Origin of the sequence: Halomonas sp. AOP30-A1-24, assembly GCF_052378165.1 — a bacterium.
Taxonomy (GTDB): Bacteria; Pseudomonadota; Gammaproteobacteria; order Pseudomonadales; family Halomonadaceae; genus Vreelandella; species Vreelandella citrativorans.
In genome coordinates this window covers 84650-104692 of sequence record NZ_JBQSXL010000008.1, presented here as the reverse complement: position 1 = coordinate 104692, position 20043 = coordinate 84650, and the positions used below count along the sequence as shown (strand labels likewise).

The 20043-nt window shown below is 50.8% G+C and carries 15 protein-coding genes; all 15 read right to left on the bottom strand.

The features are described from left to right. Positions 1-111: 111 nt before the first annotated feature. Positions 112-1155 carry a glycosyltransferase family 4 protein gene (locus ACT3TJ_RS06575; RefSeq protein ID WP_193057241.1) on the bottom strand — a complete coding sequence of 348 codons (1044 nt, stop codon included), beginning with the start codon at positions 1153-1155 and terminating at the stop codon, positions 112-114. Beyond that, a complete protein-coding gene (locus ACT3TJ_RS06570; RefSeq protein ID WP_193057240.1) occupies positions 1152-2606 on the bottom strand; it encodes a methyltransferase domain-containing protein in 1455 nt (484 codons plus the stop codon). Before ACT3TJ_RS06570 ends, ACT3TJ_RS06575 begins: the two co-directional genes overlap by 4 nt. Further along, positions 2603-3928, bottom strand: a complete 1326-nt coding sequence (locus ACT3TJ_RS06565; protein ID WP_193057239.1) for an ABC transporter ATP-binding protein — start codon at positions 3926-3928, stop codon at positions 2603-2605. The genes ACT3TJ_RS06570 and ACT3TJ_RS06565 overlap by 4 nt, the downstream gene beginning before the upstream one ends. 11 nt (positions 3929-3939) lie before the next feature. Next, the gene (locus ACT3TJ_RS06560) at positions 3940-4749 is read right to left on the bottom strand and encodes an ABC transporter permease (RefSeq protein WP_444665515.1); all 810 of its coding nucleotides are present in this window, start codon (positions 4747-4749) and stop codon (positions 3940-3942) included. Continuing rightward, positions 4746-7637: a glycosyltransferase gene (locus tag ACT3TJ_RS06555; protein ID WP_444665514.1), complete on the bottom strand. Its 2892-nt coding sequence runs from the start codon at positions 7635-7637 to the stop codon at positions 4746-4748. The genes ACT3TJ_RS06560 and ACT3TJ_RS06555 overlap by 4 nt, the downstream gene beginning before the upstream one ends. Further along, positions 7634-7882, bottom strand: coding sequence for a hypothetical protein (locus ACT3TJ_RS06550; RefSeq protein WP_193057236.1), 249 nt, complete (start codon positions 7880-7882; stop codon positions 7634-7636). The genes ACT3TJ_RS06555 and ACT3TJ_RS06550 overlap by 4 nt, the downstream gene beginning before the upstream one ends. Further along, complete coding sequence (locus tag ACT3TJ_RS06545) at positions 7863-9080, bottom strand: glycosyltransferase (protein ID WP_226912207.1); 1218 nt, start codon at positions 9078-9080, stop codon at positions 7863-7865. The genes ACT3TJ_RS06550 and ACT3TJ_RS06545 overlap by 20 nt, the downstream gene beginning before the upstream one ends. A 224-nt stretch (positions 9081-9304) precedes the next feature. Then, a complete protein-coding gene (locus ACT3TJ_RS06540) occupies positions 9305-10747 on the bottom strand; it encodes a mannose-1-phosphate guanylyltransferase/mannose-6-phosphate isomerase (RefSeq protein WP_193057235.1) in 1443 nt (480 codons plus the stop codon). Between the two features lie 56 nt (positions 10748-10803). Further along, the gene (locus ACT3TJ_RS06535) at positions 10804-11178 is read right to left on the bottom strand and encodes a GtrA family protein (protein WP_441674304.1); all 375 of its coding nucleotides are present in this window, start codon (positions 11176-11178) and stop codon (positions 10804-10806) included. Then, positions 11162-12136, bottom strand: a complete 975-nt coding sequence (locus tag ACT3TJ_RS06530) for a glycosyltransferase family 2 protein (protein ID WP_319643863.1) — start codon at positions 12134-12136, stop codon at positions 11162-11164. Before ACT3TJ_RS06530 ends, ACT3TJ_RS06535 begins: the two co-directional genes overlap by 17 nt. Further along, the gene (locus tag ACT3TJ_RS06525) at positions 12133-13968 is read right to left on the bottom strand and encodes a DUF6311 domain-containing protein (RefSeq protein WP_193057233.1); all 1836 of its coding nucleotides are present in this window, start codon (positions 13966-13968) and stop codon (positions 12133-12135) included. The genes ACT3TJ_RS06530 and ACT3TJ_RS06525 overlap by 4 nt, the downstream gene beginning before the upstream one ends. Positions 13969-13992: 24 nt before the next feature. Further along, positions 13993-15321 (bottom strand): undecaprenyl-phosphate glucose phosphotransferase, encoded by a 1329-nt coding sequence (locus tag ACT3TJ_RS06520; protein ID WP_444665513.1) that lies wholly within the window; start codon positions 15319-15321, stop codon positions 13993-13995. A gap of 57 nt (positions 15322-15378) precedes the next feature. After that, positions 15379-16830 (bottom strand): TolC family outer membrane protein, encoded by a 1452-nt coding sequence (locus tag ACT3TJ_RS06515; RefSeq protein ID WP_444665512.1) that lies wholly within the window; start codon positions 16828-16830, stop codon positions 15379-15381. Continuing rightward, positions 16830-18209 (bottom strand): HlyD family type I secretion periplasmic adaptor subunit, encoded by a 1380-nt coding sequence (locus ACT3TJ_RS06510; protein WP_193057230.1) that lies wholly within the window; start codon positions 18207-18209, stop codon positions 16830-16832. The genes ACT3TJ_RS06515 and ACT3TJ_RS06510 overlap by 1 nt, the downstream gene beginning before the upstream one ends. 1 nt (position 18210) lies before the next feature. Then, on the bottom strand, positions 18211-19968 hold the full coding sequence (locus ACT3TJ_RS06505) for a type I secretion system permease/ATPase (protein WP_193057229.1): 1758 nt from the start codon (positions 19966-19968) through the stop codon (positions 18211-18213). Positions 19969-20043 lie beyond the last annotated feature (75 nt).

The window sequence follows — 20043 nt, the reverse complement described above, 5'->3', positions numbered from 1 at the left end:
TGGCCAAAGCGTATAAAAGCCTTTACAGACTACTTGGCGCAAGCTTGCCCTCCTTGAGGGTTAGAAGGGGACCGTGTGATAAACGCCACTACCATTCATCGCTCTGGTTTACTACGCCATTTTGTCCTCAAACGCGCCCATGAGCTTTTCCACGACCCTGTTCCATGAGATATGTTGCTGCTGATAGTGTATACGGCCTGCCTGCCCCCACTGTTGTGCCTTTTTCCGGTTTGCATAAGCCGTATCCATTGCATCGGCCAATGCCTGTGCTTCTGGAGGTACGACCCATCCTGTTTGGTCTGGCTCAACAAAGGCCGTTGGACCGCCACTGTCGGTGCAGGTGATCACAGGTTTAGCCGCCAGCATCGCTTCCAAGGTAATATAACCGTAATCTTCATCAAAAGCAGGGAAAGCCACTGCAAGACTGTGAGCGTACAATGCCTGCTTCTCATTTTCGTTACAGTAGCCCAGCAGGCGCACACGGTCTTGCAAGCCATGCTGCTCAATTAGGGCAGCCAGCGCTTCGTGCTGGCTGCCCTCGCCAGCCAGCAGCAGGCTTACCGACGTGCGCGTGTAGCGCATTGCTTCAATCAGCAGTGCCTGGCGCTTTAGCGGCTCCAACCGGCTAGGGTAGAAAATGTATCCCCAATCATCGGCACAGGTAAAACACTCAGCCTGGTAAGGCGGATGATACAGCGGCTCGGCGTTTAGCTGATTATGGTGCTTCAGCCGCTCGGCTACCCGCGCAGAGTTGGCAAAGCACTTTTTTGCCTGGCGTAAATGCCGATTGTCGAAAGCCTCGATCTGGGCCTTCAACTCGGCTTGCGCGGGGCTGGCAGTGGCAGAGTCATATAGCTCATAGCTGGCGCGATGCTGGTGCATTAGCCACACAACATGCTCTGGGTGGGCGACGCCGTAAGTAGGAAACTGCAGACTGATAACTCGATCCACAGAAACATCATTAGGGTTTTGCACATTCAGCTGCTCAACGTAGCGCATTTGGTGAATAATATGCTGTTCGCCGTAATGGAAAGGCAAACGTATCAATTCAACCTGGTAGCCATGGTGACATAGCGCTTTCAATACCCCCTGCACATGATGGTCGGCCCCCCCCGCAATAAAGGGAGTTTGGTTGGCCGTTAGCAGTATTTTCATACCGCCACCTTCATGGGCGCTTTGGCCCCTATCACCGCGTAGTCCATGGGCGCGCATAGCATGTGGTTAAGACGCTCTGCAGTGGGTGTCTCCTCGGGGATGCGCGTTTCTTCAGGTGGTGGATTGAAGCGCTTTATTTCTACCGGCGCATACCCATGGAACTGGTATAGAAACTCAAGCGTGACCGGTGTCAGTGGGTTACGGTGGGTCAAATCGTGGTAGAAGCTATAGCTGGCCACAATCAGATTTTCCGGGTTTGGGGTTTCCAGTACTAAACGGCCACCGGGCGCCAATACTCGATAAGCTTCACCCACTAGCTCAAATAGAACGCTAAACGGTAGATGTTCAGCAATATGAAAGCCGGTAATCAGGGCATGGCTGTTATCAGGTTGTGCACGCAGCGCGGCCAGGGCATCCTGGTGGGTTACGTTAAACCCCTGCTCTTGGCAGTGCTCAACCATGGTAGAATTTAAGTCAATGCCGCAGGCTTGGTAGCCTGCTTGAGTCAGCATACGCAGCCATTCTCCTCGGCCGCAGCCCAAGTCCAGCGCTCTATCCCCCGCCTGACGCGCGCTTACCCACACTGAGCGGTAGCGTTCCAGATGAGCGCTAATTGTTGATTCCTCACCGCGAAAGGTGTCTTCAAATGCTAAATAATAAGCGTCCAACTGACCATGAATGGTCGATGTCATCGCTGGCAGAGCATCCCCTTGTTGCGCCAGCGATGACGCATCATTCACTGGGGCGCTAGCCGGTTGCGCTTGCTGGCGATGCAGATGGGCCAATTGCTGCCCTATACCTTGATGCCTAGTGAGCATCTGCTGTTGGCACTGTTGCAGCTGCATTTGCCGTTGGTCGAGTTCCGCCACGGCATCAATTAATAGGTGTTGGCGCATCGCCTGGCTGCGCTGTAGGGCAATAGCACGCCGGAATTCGGCATGGTGCGTGAATCGGTGCTGCCAACGGCGCTCCAATTTAGGAAGTAGTTTTTGCCATAGCCGGTTACACCACTTCATTCGATTAGCTCTTTTATGCAGGTTTGCCAATCGGTGCAGGCGCGGTGATATCTGAACCTTCTGCTCATTTAGATAGGCGCTAGCGGGTTCTGTGTTGAGCATATTAAGCAGCACAAAGAGACGCCCAAACTGCTGCGCTTCCTGAAGATAGTAGAGCTGCCCTTCGGGGTCGGCTTCGCGGCCTAGCAAGTGATGGTACAGCGCGGCTAGAAAGTGTTCGTCATCCTGGTCGTAGGCCAGCAGCTCAATCATACTGGGCGCACCAGGGTTTAAAAGTATGAGGTAGGGAGTATGCTGATACCTTACTTGATGCTTGAGCAGCCGGTGCCGCCAATCGCCCAGCGGTTCGCCTAACGGCTGTGAGCAGCCTTCGGCGGCCGCCTGGCGCAGCCGCGCTTCTAGTTCGGCAATATCACGCTCAGGGACATTATTCATGGGGTTTCCTTGCTTGCACTTGTTGGTACGCCAGGCTCGCATTGAATTGAATGAGGCGTAAGTGTGTAGGGAAGCTCGCAAATACCCGAGAACGTAGGCCCAATGAAACCAGCCACTTCAAACTGTAAAGCACCGTCCTGCCACCAATAGCAGGCATCAAGATGATCTTTGCCAGGGTGCATTGCTAACGTAACGGTATACTTTCCAGGTGCTATTACTGCATGAATAGCAACGTCAAATGTGCGGGTTTCCCCCTCATCCATTTGGATCGGGCCATGGCGTTCATAGGTATTAATGCCGAAAATATCTTGCCCGAACCGGTCGCGTATCAGCAGGCCTAGCGCCATGTCATCAACTGTTTCCTGGGCAGTTAACGTGATAGTGAGATACAGCATTTCGCCACTGGTAATCACTTCCGCTTGACTCAGCTCTCCTTTGGCCTGCGCATGAGCCACCACGACTTGATGCGTACCTGCAACATTGGCATGGCGGGCTAAATGACGGTTTTCTTCTTCTTCGGACTGCCTGGCCATGATGTGATTGTAAATGTTAACCGCATCTTCCGGTGAACCTTGTGTCACAACTTTACCACCGTCCAGTACGATGGCACGGTCACAGAGTATTTTCACAGCGTTAAGATCGTGGGAAACAAACAGGATTGCTCCACCCTGCTGTTTGAACTCGCGAATGCGCTGCATACATTTTTGCTGAAAGTAACCATCGCCTACCGACAGTGCTTCGTCTACCAGTAGGCAGGCGGGGTCTGCATGTATGGCAATGGCAAACCCCAAGCGCATCACCATTCCGGATGAGTAGGTACGCAGCGGTTCGTGAATATAATCGCCTAGCTCGGAAAACTCGATCATCGCCTTACGCCGCTGCTCGATTTCGGCGTGCGTCATGCCCAGCATCAGAGCATTGGCAGTTATGTTATCTGCGCCGCTTAGCTCAAGATTAAAACCAGTCCCGAGCTCCAGCAGCCCAGTGACCCGACCATTGATGACCATACTGCCGCTGTCAGGCATAATCACGCCTGTTAACAGCTTAAGCAGCGTGGATTTACCCGCTCCATTTTTACCCAGTACACCGAGCACTTCTCCTGGCGCAACGCTGAAACTGACATCACTTAATGCTTGGTAGGCCGTATGGCGATTTTTTCCGGTTAGGGCTTCACGTAGCCGATCAGCAGGCTTGGCAAAAAGCTTAAACGATTTACCAAGCCCCTGAACATCAATGGCAAGCGGCTGAGGCGACACAGCATCGCTACTTAATGCAGCAGGGTCCAACGCCGAAAGAGATGATGTAGATGCATTCGATTTCATTGGAAGCCTCCTTATAGCGCGTCACGCAGGTCTTTTTCAGTACGTAAAATTAACCAACGCGCTACCGCTAGCAGTATGACGCTGAGTAACATAACGCCAGCCAACCCTCCCAGGTCAGGCATACGCTGGTACAACACCAACTCACGGTATGCGTTGATGATCTGGAAGAGAGGGTTAAGCTGCATCCACGGGAGCACACTAGCTGGGATAATATCACTGACGTAGACTATTGGTGTTAACCAAAACCATACCGGCAACAACACTGCAACGCCCTCACGCACATCCTTGAGGTATACCGCTAATACGGCTAGCACCAATCCCAAGGCATAGGTAAACATCAGCTGTAGGGCAAAGATGAGGGGCAGAAATAGCCACCAGGTAGTAAGCGGAAACGCCACCAGTATTAGAAAAACGGCAAAAAACAGCATTCCAATGGCATAAATGACACCTTCAGCCAGCAATACCGAAAACGGCAATAGCGGCAGCGAAAGGCGTACTTTTGTTATTAACCAGGCGCGCTCAATAAACAGGTTAGTGATCGTACTGATGCTTTTTGCAAACGCTGTCCAGGCGAGTATGCCGCTGATAAGGTAAATGCTATAGGTATACTGATCGACCTCAACGCCGAAGCCCTCCAGACGGGCGCCCATGATGGTCGAGAAAATCAGCACAAACACCAGAATATTGATGAGCGGCGCTAACATGGTCCATAAGCGCCCCAGGATAGAGCCTTTATGCCGGTCAACCAGCTCTTGTCGGGTCAGTAGCAATATAAGCGGCAACTGTGCTTTGATTTTTTTTGGTAAATTACCCAACCTCATATAGTGTCCTTATCCATGGGGGCGTACGAATGGGCACCAGGCTGGTCTTCCAGTACACAGTTAAGCCATTGCTGAGCACTTTGCTGCCAGCTTAAATAAGGCATGCTGGCCGACGAGGCTATCTCTCCTTGCTCCCAAGCGGTCACCCACTCACGGATAGCAGTGGCGAGCTGTTCGGCCTTGTCGGCATGAAAGTAACGGGCATGTTGACCTGCCACTTCACGAAATACCGCCAAATCACGAGCCAGTATTGCTATTCCGTGATGTGCGGCTTCAATTAGCGGCAGTCCAAACCCTTCGCCTTGAGAAGCGGCGATTAACACATCACTATGCTGATAAAGCGTATTGAGTACTTCGTCACTAGCACCCTGCTTCCAAAACAGCTGCTTGCCAAACTGCGAGTGACGCTCTATTCGATGAGCCAGCTTCTCAACCTGCCACCCCTTCTTCCCAACGATCACCAATGTGATGCGTTCTCCGTTGGCCCAGCACTGTTCTAATGCATCAAGCACTTGCTGATGGCCTTTGCGGGGTTCTAGTGTGCCTACCATAAGTAGCGTTGGCGAAGCCTGCTTGACGATTTGCGGAGTACTATTATCCTTCGTGGGGGGGTGAGCACTCGCTGAATTGTCAGGTTTGAAATCAGCACCTAAATGAAAATGCTTTACCCAAGGGCGATGGGGCAAGCAAGCTTGCTGCGCCATGGCATCCAATTCGGCTTCTACTGTACTTGCGGTATAGCGTGATACGCAGGTAATCCCGTCCGCCAGAAGAGTGATGGCTTCAAACCATTCGCGCATGACCTGTGGTGTTTCCTGAGGAAAACACGCTGGTAAAGAAAGCGGCAATAAATCGTGTACCGTAAAGTAGAAGCGTACGCCTTGCGCCCGCATACGCTGCATAATATGGCCTGCTTGCTTCAGCAAGTTAGGTGCCCATTCAAGCGTTACATAGCAATCTCCTGCCCTTGCTTCTACTGGGCTGTCAGGCCCAGGAGAAGAAATATTCAGCTGCTGGCTAGCAAAGCCGCGCGCCAGATAGAAGTCATCACCTCCCCAACGAATCAACTCTACTCGCCACCCTTCAGGGGGATGACGTAATAAGTGGTCAGCAATACGTCTTGTCACTCTTTCAATGCCGGTTTTCAGGTCTTCCCAGGCGATCGTACTTACGTCTATTAGTAGCCTCGGAAGCTGCTCGGACGGAGTGTAGTCAGCATCAGCCAACGCCTTACTCAACGCATGGGATTGCGGCGTATCTTGCGCGGCCAAGATGTGCTTTAACGCAGGTATGCTGGCCAGCTGATCCAATAATCCTTCAAAGCGATAGCGCATTGACAGGGCTGGAGAGCGCGTAATTGCCTGAGCATACTGTTTTGCGATATGCGCAGGATTAAGCACCTGGCCGACATAATCGCGCCCCTCACGACTCAGTTTTTGACGACTGGCCGGGGAGCTGATGAGTTCACGCATTGCATCAAGCAGTTGCTCGTGAGTAAACCTGTCAGGTAGTAGCTGCAGCGTTTGCTTAGGTAGTTCAGCACTGCTGCCATGTGCATTGGCAATTACCGGTAAGCCGTAGGCCATCGTATCGAAAATAGCACCAGAGGTCTCCCCTCTGGATTGGGTGCGTAATTGCACTGCCAAGTCGGCAGCAGCCAGCCAATGTGTATAGGTGCTTCGATCAGCGTAGCCTGTAATAATAATGGCACGGCCATTTTGATGCTGTTTTATGTAGCGGTTTAGCTCACTCCCATAGTCACCTCCATGCTGAGCCCCCACTAAAACCAATTTGACATTTTGTGAGGCCAGCTCGCTTTCCAGAAAGGTTTCGACTAGCTTATGCGTCAGTTTTTTGGGGTTAATCCCACCAAAACTGGCCACAACATGGCTATGGGTATCCAGCTCTAGCGCATGACGTGCCACTTGTTTATTTGGCCATGGAGGCAATTCACGCAGGTGCGGAATAATACAGGTTGGTTCAAGCTTTCCCTTGTGCCACTGGCTAGCCAAGCTTCGTGCATACTCAGAATGATAAATGATCCCTCCGGCCAAGTCCGTTACCAAACCATTGACCGGATAGTACTCTGGTCCGCGCGAGTTTGGATCTGCATGTTCAAGCGCAATCAGCGCCGGGTAACCGTGGTCAGCATAAAGCCTTTTGGGTAGCGCTTCAGGCAGCAAGTTACTTTCCTGCAGCCACCAGACCGCGTCGAATAAGTAGTAATCATGCAGCACGACCGTGCCTGGGTAGCTGCGCAGTAGTGCGAACTGATAAGCATGATAAAGCGAATTACCAATTTGATAGAGCGTGAATTGGTATTGCTCAGCTTGCTGGCTAAACGTGGTGGCATCGATGACCTTAAAGTGCTCGGTAATGCCGGGCGCAACTATGGGCTGATCAACCACCACCGTAATATCAAAATATATGGCCAGATAAGGCAGCAACTCAGCGCTGTAACAGGCAATTCCAGTGGGCTGAGGCGGCATGGGCGATACAAAAGCAAGGGTGGGGCGCTCGCTTAAAACTACTTCTCTACATTCAATTTTTCGAGCCACCGAGCCATTACTTATTTCTACCATTGTGGCAGGTGCGTGAGCCTGGACAGCATGGTCAATAAGCAAGTCGACCAGTGTTGCATCGTACTCGGTCAACATTTGAGCAGTATGCGGCAGTACACTATAACAATGAGCTTCCGCTACTCCTTGCGTATGCAGAATGCGCCGCCACTCGATTAGTTCACATTCATTGAATCCAACCAATAGCACGTAGATATTGCTGAGCGCGTGTGACTTATCCTTCAATTGGTGAATTAGTCCCTCTCGCCATTGCTGTACGTCAGCAGGCAAGTGAGCATTACGCTTATCGATTAAATAAAGTGTGGTCATTGACTATCACGCTTCCAGCGTTGCTGGAGCCCATTCGTTATGCGCTGTTGGTGCTCACCATATCCCTCGACGGGGTTTTCAACGGTGAAATTGATGAACCGACCTGCCTGAAGCAAGCGGATAATACGCCCTTTGAGGTTTGGAAAAGGTGCCAGCACCTTATGCCCAAGCCGGCGAACGCTAGGGTAAACAACCAGTTTTTTAAGTACATAACGTAGCGTTTTTTTAATCAGGGCTTTGATCACCTTGCTTCTCCTTTACCAGTGGCTGGCCATCCTTGTTGAATTGCTTGTCTAGCTCATCAGCTAACGCGCACCAAAACTGTTGATAGCTAAACGTCTCAGCGTGTTGGCGACATGCCTCGGGTGAAAACGTGAGCAACTCGAAATGTTCGATAGCTGCTTGCAAGCTGGCGACAGTTTGCTCTTTAAACCATAGGCCTGTGGCATAAGGGCTGCCTGGATCGCCGCGCACAGTTTCAAGCGCACCGCCTTTTCCATAGGCAATGACGGGTGTTCCGCAGGCTTGGGCTTCCAAGGGAAGAATGCCGAAATCCTCATTGGCCGCAAATACAAAGCCTTTAGCTTTGGCCATTAGCTGCGTTAATTGAACATCAGTCTGGTAACCTAAAAGCTCAATATTGGGACATCCCACCGCCAGCTGGGCCAGCCGGGCTTTCTCAGGACCGTCACCAACGACTTTTAGCTTGCGCTGGGGCATGGCGGAAAAAGCGTTAATAATCAAGTCAAGGCGTTTGTAAGGCACAAGACGCGACGCTGCCAAATAGTAGTCTTCACGAGATTGTTTACTGAGCTGGTAGCGTTCTATATCCACGGGTGGATGAATAACACTGGCTTCACGCTGGTAATATTTCGCAATTCGTTTGGCCACATTATGCGAGTTAGCCATAAAGTGATCGACCTGAGTGGCGCTGAAATAATCCCATTGACGCAAGCGTTTGAGCATTACTCTGACACAGGTTTCCATGAACGGTATGCGAAAATTAGCATCTTCCAGGTATGACTCTTTCATGTCCCAGGCATAGCGCATCGGGGTGTGGCAGTAGCAAATATGTGTTTGATCTGGGTGTGTATGTACACCTTTGGCCACCGCATGACTTGAGGAAATTACCAGATCAAAACTACGCAGATCAAATTGCTCAATCGCGTAAGGCATCATCGGTAAATAGTGGCGATAATAACGACGCGCCCACGGCAAGCGCTGAAGAAAGCTGGTGTGTATGGGGTGCGATGTTAACCAGGGAGCTGCCTCCTTGGGCATAAAATTAACAGTCGTAAACAGCTCAGCCTGAGGAAACGCCTTTACCAGCGCATGCAGCACTTTCTCAGCGCCCCCGTTCACCACTAACCAGTCGTGAACAATGGCAACCCGCAGGGATTGATAGCGCGTGTGCAGCGCAGCAAGAGAATTTCCTGGCATCATCTTTTAAGACTCTAATAGAGAGCCAGCCGAAAGCATGATACACCTAATGATGTCCAGGCATTACGCACAGATACGTAAAATTATCTACCGGGCTTTTGGCTGGCACTTGTTGCATAAGACGGCATAGCTTAAAGCAACTGTTCCGCTGGCTCCAGTGAGTCAATCACCCGTGAATAAAGCCACGCGGGCACATCAACTGGCCTTACCTTGCTAACCATGCACGCTTACTGACGCCCATAATCGTCGCTATAACGGACAATATCGTCTTCGCCAAGATAGGCACCGGTTTGCACCTCAATTAGCTTAAGAGGGATAGCCCCGGGATTTTCCAAGCGGTGGATCGTGCCTAGCGGAATATAGGTCGATTGGTCTTCGGCTAGTATAAAACTGCGCAGATTGTCTGTATTGGCGTAACCGTCCCCTAGCGTTACCTGAGCCGTACCATTAACGACTACCCAATGTTCTGCACGATGGTGATGCATTTGCAGGGAGAGTTTACCGCCTGGCTTTACCACGATTTCTTTCACTTGAAAGCCATCGGTTAGCACCAGCGTACGATAGTGCCCCCAAGGGCGATAAACTTGCCGATGGCTCTGATACTCTTTGCGCCCCCCTGCTTTGAGGGCATTGACGATTTGCTTGGTAGCCTGCGCATGTTCCCGACTCGCAACCAGAACGGCATCCTCGGTTTCAATCACAACGAGATTTTCAACACCAACGGTAGCCACTAAACGCGATTCGCTATGGACAAGGCTATTATGCGTATCATGGAGAAGGACGTCGCCTCTTAACGCATTACCGTCGATGCTGGACCCTGCCGCCAGTTCGTGTAATGCGTCCCATGCACCAATGTCACTCCAACCTGGCGACATGGGAACCACTGCTGCTTGATCAGTATGCTCCATCACTGCATAGTCAATCGATTCGCTGCGACACCGACTGAAAGCCTCAACATCAACACGAATAAAATCAAGGTCTTCATTGCGATTGGCAAACGCTGTCTGGCACTCCTCTAGTATGTCGTTGGCATAGGTAGCTAACGCTTCCAGGTACACTTTTGCTTCTACTAGAAAAATACCGCTATTCCAGAGATACTGGCCAGTTGCCAGATACTCTTGGGCTTTGGTGAGGTCAGGCTTCTCGACAAAGCTATCTACGATAAACCCGGCAGCCAAAGGCTGGCCCCGTTTAATGTAACCGTAACCCGTATGCGCAACACCAGGCTCAATACCAAAAGTAACTAGCTTGCCTGAATCAGCCAGTTTGCTTCCATGAACAATGGCTTGAGAAAAGGCATAGGTATCTTTTATTACGTGATCAGCGGGCATAACGAGCAGTTGAGCGTTTGCACGACCATCCGCAACAGCAGCTAACGCTGCTAGAGCAAGGGCTGGCGCAGTATTACGACCGCAAGGCTCTAAAATAATACCAACCTTGTTAATGCCCACCTGCTGCATTTGCTCTGCAACGAGAAAGCGATGCTCTTCGTTGCAAATAATCAAAGGGGCCTGTACGTCAATATCAACATCAGATAACCTGAGCGCAGCCTCTTGAAGCAAGCTGAGTTTTTCATTATGCAAATTCAAAAATTGCTTTGGGTAGTGCTCACGAGATACCGGCCACAAACGCGAACCAGAACCTCCGGATAAAATAACCGGAATAATCATTCTTCCCCCAAAAGGGCTGCTAGATAAAAACTTATGCTCACTCATGCAGTGAACTTTTATTTGCTAAATACCCAAACGCGCGACAAAAGATAGCTGCTAGAAGCAGCCACCAGTACGGCTGGGATTATTGCCCACATACCGGCCAACCCACCCCATAATGCAATAACCAACACGCCATTATTCAGCGCGAAACCACACAAGGACATCGCCAAAAATCGTGACAATTGAGCACGACGGCGAAACGTAAAATACTGATGCCCCAGCAGTGAAGCTGTAAACGCTACACTATAGGCCGCTAAATTGGCCCAAAGTTCGGCTATTAATGGCCAAAATATGAGAAGTGCTGCTGCAGTGGCAATATGTAGCGCACTGGCTGCCACTCCAACGACCCCAAAACGTACGATTTGCCAAAACTCAGCGAACGTCAACATAGTCATCGCTAGTGTCAATGACAAAGTAGAGAGGCCTCTGTTTGCTTTCAATAAACAGCCGACCTACGTATTCTCCTAGAATGCCTATAGATAGCAACTGCATACCGCCAAAAAAAAGAATAGCGGACATCATAGAGGCGTAGCCTGGGGCATCGCGCCCAAAAAATATCACTTGAGCAATAATGACAATAATATATAGAAAGGAAATACCCGCAATAAGAGCACCAATATAGGACCAGACCCTCAGAGGCAAGGTGCTAAAGCTAAAAATGCCGTCTAGTGCGAAATTCCAGAGTCGCCAATAATTAAATTTTGAATCCCCTGCGACCCTGGCAGGCCGACTATAGGGAACGCTTAAGCTTGTGTAACCCACCCATGCGTACAGACCTTTCATAAAGCGATTTCTTTCGGGTAAGTGGCGCAGCGCTTCTATCATACGTCGGTCAATTAATCGAAAATCACCCGCATTTTCAGGAATAGGAGTTTCTGTAATTCGATTGAAAAGACGGTAAAACCAGCTGGCTGAACGGCGCTTGGCCGCCGTGTCCTCAGGGCGGGTAGTGCGCACACCATAGACCATATCAACCTGAGCCTCACGCCAACATTGAACAAAGGTCATGATTAGCTCTGGCGGGTCTTGCAAGTCCACATCCATGGGTACTGCTGCGTCTCCACGGGCATTTAGCAATCCTGCAGAGAGCGCCACCTCTTTACCAAAGTTACGGCTTAACGCTATATAGCCCACGCGGGGATAGCGCTCGACTATCTGCTTAAGGATCGTAAGCGTTTGGTCTGATGAACCATCGTCAACAAAAAGAATATTCCACTGCCATTCCACATCTGCCAACACTTGATGTACGTGCTGGACAAACAGTTCTATGGTCTGCTCTTCGTTGAACACCGGAACAACCAGTGCAAGCTCGACCTGAGCAATATCAGTTGGCGTTTTTTGTTTCACAGCTTACTCTCGTGAAGCGCGTTCAGATCATTCTGTGTATGGCTTTTCCCATCTTCTTGTGAGCTCGCCCCAATAAGGCTGCTATGCCAGACAATGGTGACGTCTTGGTGCCTCTTACATGACCACTCTTGCAATATACAGGCTTGCCGCCCCAATTCATTATCAGTAATTAAATAGGTATTACCTGGAAATAGCTGGCCTTGTTCGAGGGCGTGCTGATGTGCTGCCGTTACATTTTCAATCAACGCATCGTTAGCACGCGCTAAATATGCAACGTTCACCGGGATTTGATGCTTCGCAGCGATCCACAGGTAAGGCCTTAGCGGATTAAAATAATTTGCAGGAAATGCGATAAATCGTTGACTATCTTCCCAAACGGGTGTCAAAGCATCATCTCTAAGCACGCTGTAAGGAAGCGGCTCCTGATAGCTTATGGCCAGTCGGTCTGCCACCGTATCGTGTATAAATTCATACCATCCACGTAAATCTTCGCGCTGAAGTATCACGGTAAGCACTAACAGCGGCAACCAAACACCTGTCTTTAATCGTTTCGTGACTATTATTAAAGCGGCTATAATCAATACATATTGCAATGGCCAAACCATGCGTCCACTAGAGCGCAAGTAATCTCGAAATGGAGCAAATAGAATATCGTAATGTAGCGCTATCCCCTCACCTCCAAACGCTACCTGCCCTGCCAATGCAAATAGAAATAAACCTACTGATGCAATGACGACCGGGGTCCAATCAGGCCGTTGAACATTAGCATGAAATGGCCTTTCTGCCTGACGGGCCTCCTCAAACAGACCTTTGATATACAGCGCAGCGGCGACACTACAAAGCAGTAATAGACCTGCTCCCATGTAAGCCATGCCTTCATACTGCCCTTCAATAGCAGGCGCCCAACCGGCGAAAACTGATGACATCGAAGGGAAGTTATCGTCAAAAAACCATGCCGACGAACTGGGGTTCAAAAAGGTCAGTAGCTCAGCAGAATAATAACCGTATCCCCCCGATGCTGCACTTTGCTCGCCCAAGTGGAAATAACCGACACTCCACATACATAGCAGAACGATGCCTGGCGTAACTAGTGCATTTCCCCAGCCTAAAACATTTTCCTTTACGAGCAGCTCCAGACTGCTACTACGCTGCCATTGCCACCAGACCTGTCGCAACCACCATACCGCCCAAAACACCCCAACCATAAAAAACAGATAAAAATGCATTAAAACAGCAATTAGCAGTAGCGCAAGCCAGTTCAACGCCGAGCGAACGGTTGTATTTCTTATCAGTAAAGTATATTCAAGCGCGATAAAAATCAGCCAGTGGGCCGTTAGCGCTTCATGGCCATGAATCCCTAATCCTCTAGCGGTTATTATAGGTAAACAGCCCATTAGAACTGCGCCCATTACTGCTGCCACTGCAGGCACATTGAGCTTGAGCAGCAAACGGCATGCAAAATAACCGTTTAGGATATAGTTAATAAACAGCGCTAAGCCCAAGTACTGAAATAATGGAGGCAACCAACTATTAACTAACTTTAATGGTATCGCGTAAAGTGGAATTGAGTCTGTATAGACAATGCTGGTTGTCAGGTCTGTTGCCAGTGTGCTAATAGCGCCTAACGGCCACTGCCAAGCCTCTTGGCGATAAAAATGCCAACCTATAAAATGCTGAAAAGAATCACCCTCACGTAATAACCAATACGTGTTAAGTGGCTCAATCATTCCATTATGAAGATACCAGGCGAACCCTCCTAGCAATACTCCAGCGACAATCGCGGGAAAACACTCAGACACATGCGCCGAATGTTTCCAAGTCATCCTTTTCATATACTTCCTTTAGCGCTTGTCTTGTCAGGGCTGTGGATTCACGAAACCGCACACGACAGTCATCGCTAAAATTTTGAGATCAAACCCCAACGACCAGTTCTCAATATAATACAGGTCGTACTCAACACGCCTTTCCATCAGCTTGACTTCATCAGTAATGCCCCGCAGGCCATTTACCTGTGCCCAGCCTGTCATACCAGGCTTAACGCGATGTCGTTGCATATAGATATTGATATGGTCTTTATAATGGTCGTTATGATCCATAGCGTGTGGTCTTGGCCCTACCAGCGACATGCGGCCTTGAAGTACATTATAGAGCTGAGGCAGTTCATCCAGGCTAGTACGACGTAAAAAGCGGCCAACACGAGTCACACGGCTATCGAAGTGTGAAGCCTGCTTGGTGACCGAACTTTCATGCAGGTGCATCGTTCTAAATTTATAAATTCTAAAACGTTTACCATCCAGGCCATGACGCTCCTGCTTGAAAAGGATAGGCCCTCCCATGGTACAGCGAATAGCAATCGCCACAGCAAGCATGACAGGACTAAACATAATAAACAGCACGAACCCCAGCAAGCGGTCTTCCAGCGCTTTGAAAAGCCGCATGGGGCCGCTTAATGGAGTGTAGTTAAGCTCTAAGGAATAGAGTCCCGCGACTTGCGTGATCCGGTGATTTAATAATCGGATATCTGTTAAATCAGGAAAAAATCGTATACTGGCTGGGATCCCGGCAAGTAAACGCATTAGATGACGAACCCGATTGCTTTGAACCAGCGGATACCCAAGCCATATCTCATCAAATTCACGCTGAAAGATATTGGCCTTAGCAAACGCCGCTATTTTGTGAAAAAAGGCAGGGTCATTTTCGTCAACATAATGGCCCATTACGATGTATCCCGCATGAGGCGTTTTAACGATCATCTCTTCCAGCAGTGCAATATTGTCTTTTTTACCCACTAATAACACGCGCTTAAGGTTATGGCCCTTGGCACGCAGACGCTTTAAGTAGACGTAAAGCAAGGTACGCATTGTGCTGCCTACCGTGAGTATCGCCAAGGCCGAAACGCCCATCCATAACCGGGAGTAGCTTTGAGTTTCTTGAACAGCCACTAATAGCAGACTGAGCAGCCCTAAAGTGGCTACCCAAGCGGCCAAGTAAATACCCAGCATGTTGTAAAGACTGCGGCCGCGCCAAGGTTGATAGAGACCTATTAATTCCCCAACAGCGGGCAGCAGCAAGCTGCCCACCAGGATAAGAAACAGATAGTCGTTACCCTCTACAACAACATGCGGCATTAGCCGCAGAACGGCAAGAGCAACGCCTATAGCGATCGCAGCATCGAAGCAACGCATGGCACGTCGCAACCATTCGTTGCTTTGACTTGTTTTTATAACGGCCATAGTTGCTGACTACCGGGCTACCTGCACTGACGTAGACATCGAGGCCAGTAGCGCCATGATGCGATCCAGGTCTTGGCTCTCTAGACTGCCCACGGCTGATTGCAGCGCCAACATGTCCAGCGCATAATTACCTACCGTATCGACATACTGGATACGTTGGTCGTAGAAGCTTGCCCGTGCGTCTAGCACATCGACCAGGTCGCGCAGACCTAGTTGCTCGCCCCTTTCAGCCGCTTCCAGGAAGAGTTGACCTGAGGCAATTGCCTGATTCAGCGCCTCCAGCCGACGCTGCCCGCCGTTCAATGCTCGAATACGGCGGCGAACTTCCTGCATGGCCAGATTGCGTTCGTTATCAACCGTTGCCTGGCCTGCTTCGATGCGTCTTTCGCCTTGGCGCACGCTGGCATTGGTATAACCACCGCGATAAATAGGCACGCTTAGCTCAACACCGGCCCGGTAATCTTCACTTTCTCGCAAATCATCATCACTAATGCGGTCGGAGTAACTGAGGTTCAGGTTAAGCTCTGGGTAATAGCCCGCACGCCTGGCGCCAGTATCCGCTTGGGCAATTTTTTGCTGCTCGGTCGCCAGCAGGACATTAAGATTTTGCCCTGTACGCGCTAGCCATTGCTCTGCCTCACCCATCTCGTCATCCAACGTTACGTTGGATAACTCGCTCGGCGGGCTGCTTGCAAAGGAAGGCATCACTCCGGTCAGGCGCTCTAGCTCACTTAGCGCATTATCCAGCTCGTTTTCCGCTTCTACCGCGTCTGACACCGCCTGGTCGTAACGGGCTTGAGCCTCCAGTAAGTCAACGCGGTTCCCCACGCCCAAGTCAAAGGCGCGGCTTGCCTGGCGCACCTGCAAATCGAGCGACTCCTGCTGGGCTTCGAGCAAACCTGAGCGCTGGGCTGCCAGATAAGCTTTTATGTACGCTTCGCTAACTTGCATCGCAAGCTCTTGCTCAATAACGGCTAGCTGAAGTTCAGCGGCGCTTACCTGGGCGCCCGCAACATCGACGCTACGCCAGCGCTCAAGACTAAAGAGCGGCTGCTGTAGCTGGACCTGCCAATATGCTTCGTCTATTTCACCGGGACGCTGGGTGTTACCAAACTGATCTATCTCTTCAACGGTTTGAATATTGGTTGAGTCTTGCCACAAGTATCCGCCCGTAGCGGTTACCTGAGGCAGCAACCGTGAGCGCGCCATGGGAATTTCTTCCCGCGTGGCTTCAAGCTCAAACCGCTGGCGTGACAAATCAGAGTCGTGTTCCAGGGCACGAACGAACAAGCCCGGCAGCGAGGGCAGCGTTTGAGGCTCGCCAGTTGCATCGTTTAGCGCTTCAAATTCGTTCAGCGACTGCTGGTCAACAGGCACGTCGCTTTGTGAGAATGCCGCATGACTAAACAAGGCAACCGCAATGCTGAGCGCACTTAAGGTAAAGCGTGGCGTCCGTGTCATTAGTCCTCCCGGATAGCGCGAGCCAGCATATCGGTAACAGGCTTGGCGATGTAGCTGGCAAAGGTACGCTCACCAGTACGGATCATCACTTCGGCAGGCATGCCAGACAGCAACTGCATCTGCTCAGTCATATCTTCGCGGCCTTCGTCAGTAACACGTATACGCGTTTTATAATAGCGCTGCCCAGTCGCCTCATCTTCAAAGCTGTCGGCACTTATGTGGATGATTTCGCCATCAATAATGTTAGTGAGACGCTGGTTAAAAGCCGAGAAGCGAATTTCGGCGAGCTGCCCCAAAAACAGGTTATCGATATCGCGCGTGGGCACACGAGCCTCGACCACAAACCCGTCATTGGAAGGCACAACGTCCATGATAGAGTCGCCAGGACGAATAACGGCACCCACGGTATATACCTGTTGACCAACAATAGTGCCCGATACGGGCGCGCTTACCACAGTGCGATTTACCTGATCGGTCAGTGAGGTAATACGCTCTTCCGCTTCGGCGATCTGCGACTGAGCGTTACGCAACTGCTCACCCACTTCAGCCTGAAACTCCTGCTGAGTGGTCTCTTTCTGCATGCGGTTTTCACTTATTTGCGAACGCAGCTGAGCCATATTGGCTTGGAACTCGGCGTTGTCACCTTCGTATTGCAAGATCTGGCGTTCAAGCTCACGAAGGCGCTGATTATCACCCAGCCCCTCACGGTAGAGCGAACGGAAGTCTTCGGCTTCAGAGCGCAGCGAGCTGATGCGCTGATTATTAACCCGCGTGCGTGCTTCCAAGCCATCGATCTGCTCTTGCATCTGGACGATCTGCTCATCCATGGCTTCCAAGGTGCTGAGAAGCGACTGGCGACGTGCCTGAAAGAGACCTTGCTGCACGGCGGTCACCTGCTGAGCACGCTCGTTGTCGACAGAGCTGAGCTCTTCGGGCATTTCCAGCAACGAGGCGCCTTGCTGCTCTGCCAGTAAGCGCACTTCCATTGCCCGATTGATGTAATACTGGGATTGGGCAATTTCCAACTGTGAACGCACCTGGGTGTCGCTCAGCACCACCAGCGGCTGGCCGGCTTCTACCTTGTCGCCGTCAGACACCAGCAGCTCGCGCACGATGCCCCCTTCAAGGTGCTGAACGGTGCGCTTGAACGACTCCATTGATACATTACCTGGAGCAACCACGGCAACGGCCAGGGAGGCGGTCACCGACCACACTATGAAGCCACCTAGCGCAATACCCAAAATCGCGTAGCCCAGCTTGCGATAGCCTTTATCGCTGGTAGGCAACACTTCCTGGGCTTCACCGTCAATGGTGGCGGGGCCTTGCGGGGTCACATCTATTTCGTTTTTAGCCGGAAGCTGGTCTTTACGGTTGCTCATCTTACGACTCCTCACTGCCGCCGCTACGGCCACCGGAAATAGCGGAAAGGCGAGCTGCATTCTGCTGCGCGACTTGGGGGCGTTTCTTGGCAAACTGGGCGAGCACCTGGTCTCTAGGCCCGAACATGCTTACCTGGCCCTCTTTCATGACCAGTAGCTTATCCATGGATTTGAGGACACTGGTCCGGTGGCTAATCACAAACAGAGTTGTGCCTTCGGCTTTCAAATGAGAAATCGCTTGGCCTAATGCGCGCTCGCCTGCTTCATCCAGATTGGCATTGGGTTCATCCAGCACCACCAAGACAGGGCTGCCATAAAGCGCTCGAGCCAAACCAAGTCGCTGACGCTGCCCTCCAGAAAGTGCGCCACTAGTAGAAGAGATAATAGTGTCGTACCCGTTGGGAAGCTCCAGCACCATCTCATGCACGCCGGCTTTTTTCGCAGCTGCAACTACTTCCGCAGAATCAATATTGCCAAATCGAGCGATGTTCTCGCTGATAGAGCCATCAAACAATTCAATATCTTGAGGCAAGTAACCAATATAAGGACCTAATTCGTCTCGGTTATAGTGATTAATCTCAGCGCCATCAAGGCGTACATCGCCAACTTGAGTTGGCCAGATACCCAGCAGCACGCGAGCCAAGGTGGACTTACCGGCCGCACTAGGACCAATAATGCCAACATGCTCGCCTTTGGCTACACTGAAGTTGATACCACGAATAGTTGCCATACGCGTGCCCGGAGGCGCTGCAGCCACGTTTTCAATATCGATAATACCTTGAGGTGCCGGTAGCGACATGCGGCGTTGATCATCAGGTATTTGGGTAAGTAAATCATTCAGCCGACTATAGGCGCCTCGTGCGGCAACAAAGCCTTTCCAGCCACCAATCATCTGGTCGATAGGTGCCAGTGCACGGCCCATCAGGATAGAGCCTGCAATCATCATACCTGGCGTCATATCACCATTGAGCACCAGCAGTGCCCCCAGGCCAAGAATCAAGGACTGGAATAGAAGACGCATCACTTTAGATGTATTTGTTAATGCACCGGCGCGGTCGCTTGCCTGGGACTGCTTGGCAAGAAACTCATGGTGGCGCTTGGACCAGCGGCCCATGATGCCCGGCAACATGCCCATGGCATGCAGTACTTCTGCGTTTCTCAAGTTGGAGTTAGCCAGGTTTTGCGCCTGGATTTGCTCGCTATTAGCTTCTGCTAACAGGCCTTTTGTTGATTTTTCATTGACCAAGGCAAGTACGAATAAAATGATGCCAGCGCAGGTGGCAAATATGCCCAGCCATGGATGAAAAATGAACAAAATACCAAGATAGATAGGCACCCATGGAGCATCAAAAAAGGCAAACAGGCCGTTTCCCGTGAGAAACTGGCGTAAGTTTGTTAGATCATTTAATGGTTGGGCACTTTGCGTACCTGGAGCAACAATGCTGCGGCGAAACATTGCACTATACAGTCGTTGATTAATCGTGGTATCCAGCCGATTCCCAATCCTGACCAGCATCCGCGACCTTACAAGCTCTAGTCCGCCCATCACCATAAAAAGGAACACCACCACCAAGGTGAGCATGACAAGAGTGTCGAGGCTTTGGGTAGTAAGTACGCGGTCATATACTTGGAGCATATACATCGGGGGAACAAGCATCAGCAGGTTTACAAACATGCTGAAAAAACCCACCGATACAAACGAACCCTTACAGGCGCTCAATGCACGCTGCAGATCCGTTGCTTCCTGTTGCTTTGCCATGGAGGGATCACCGTTGAATCAAAGAAGTCACGCGAAGATTAATCGCGGCAGCATAACAGAAACGCCCCTGCCAAG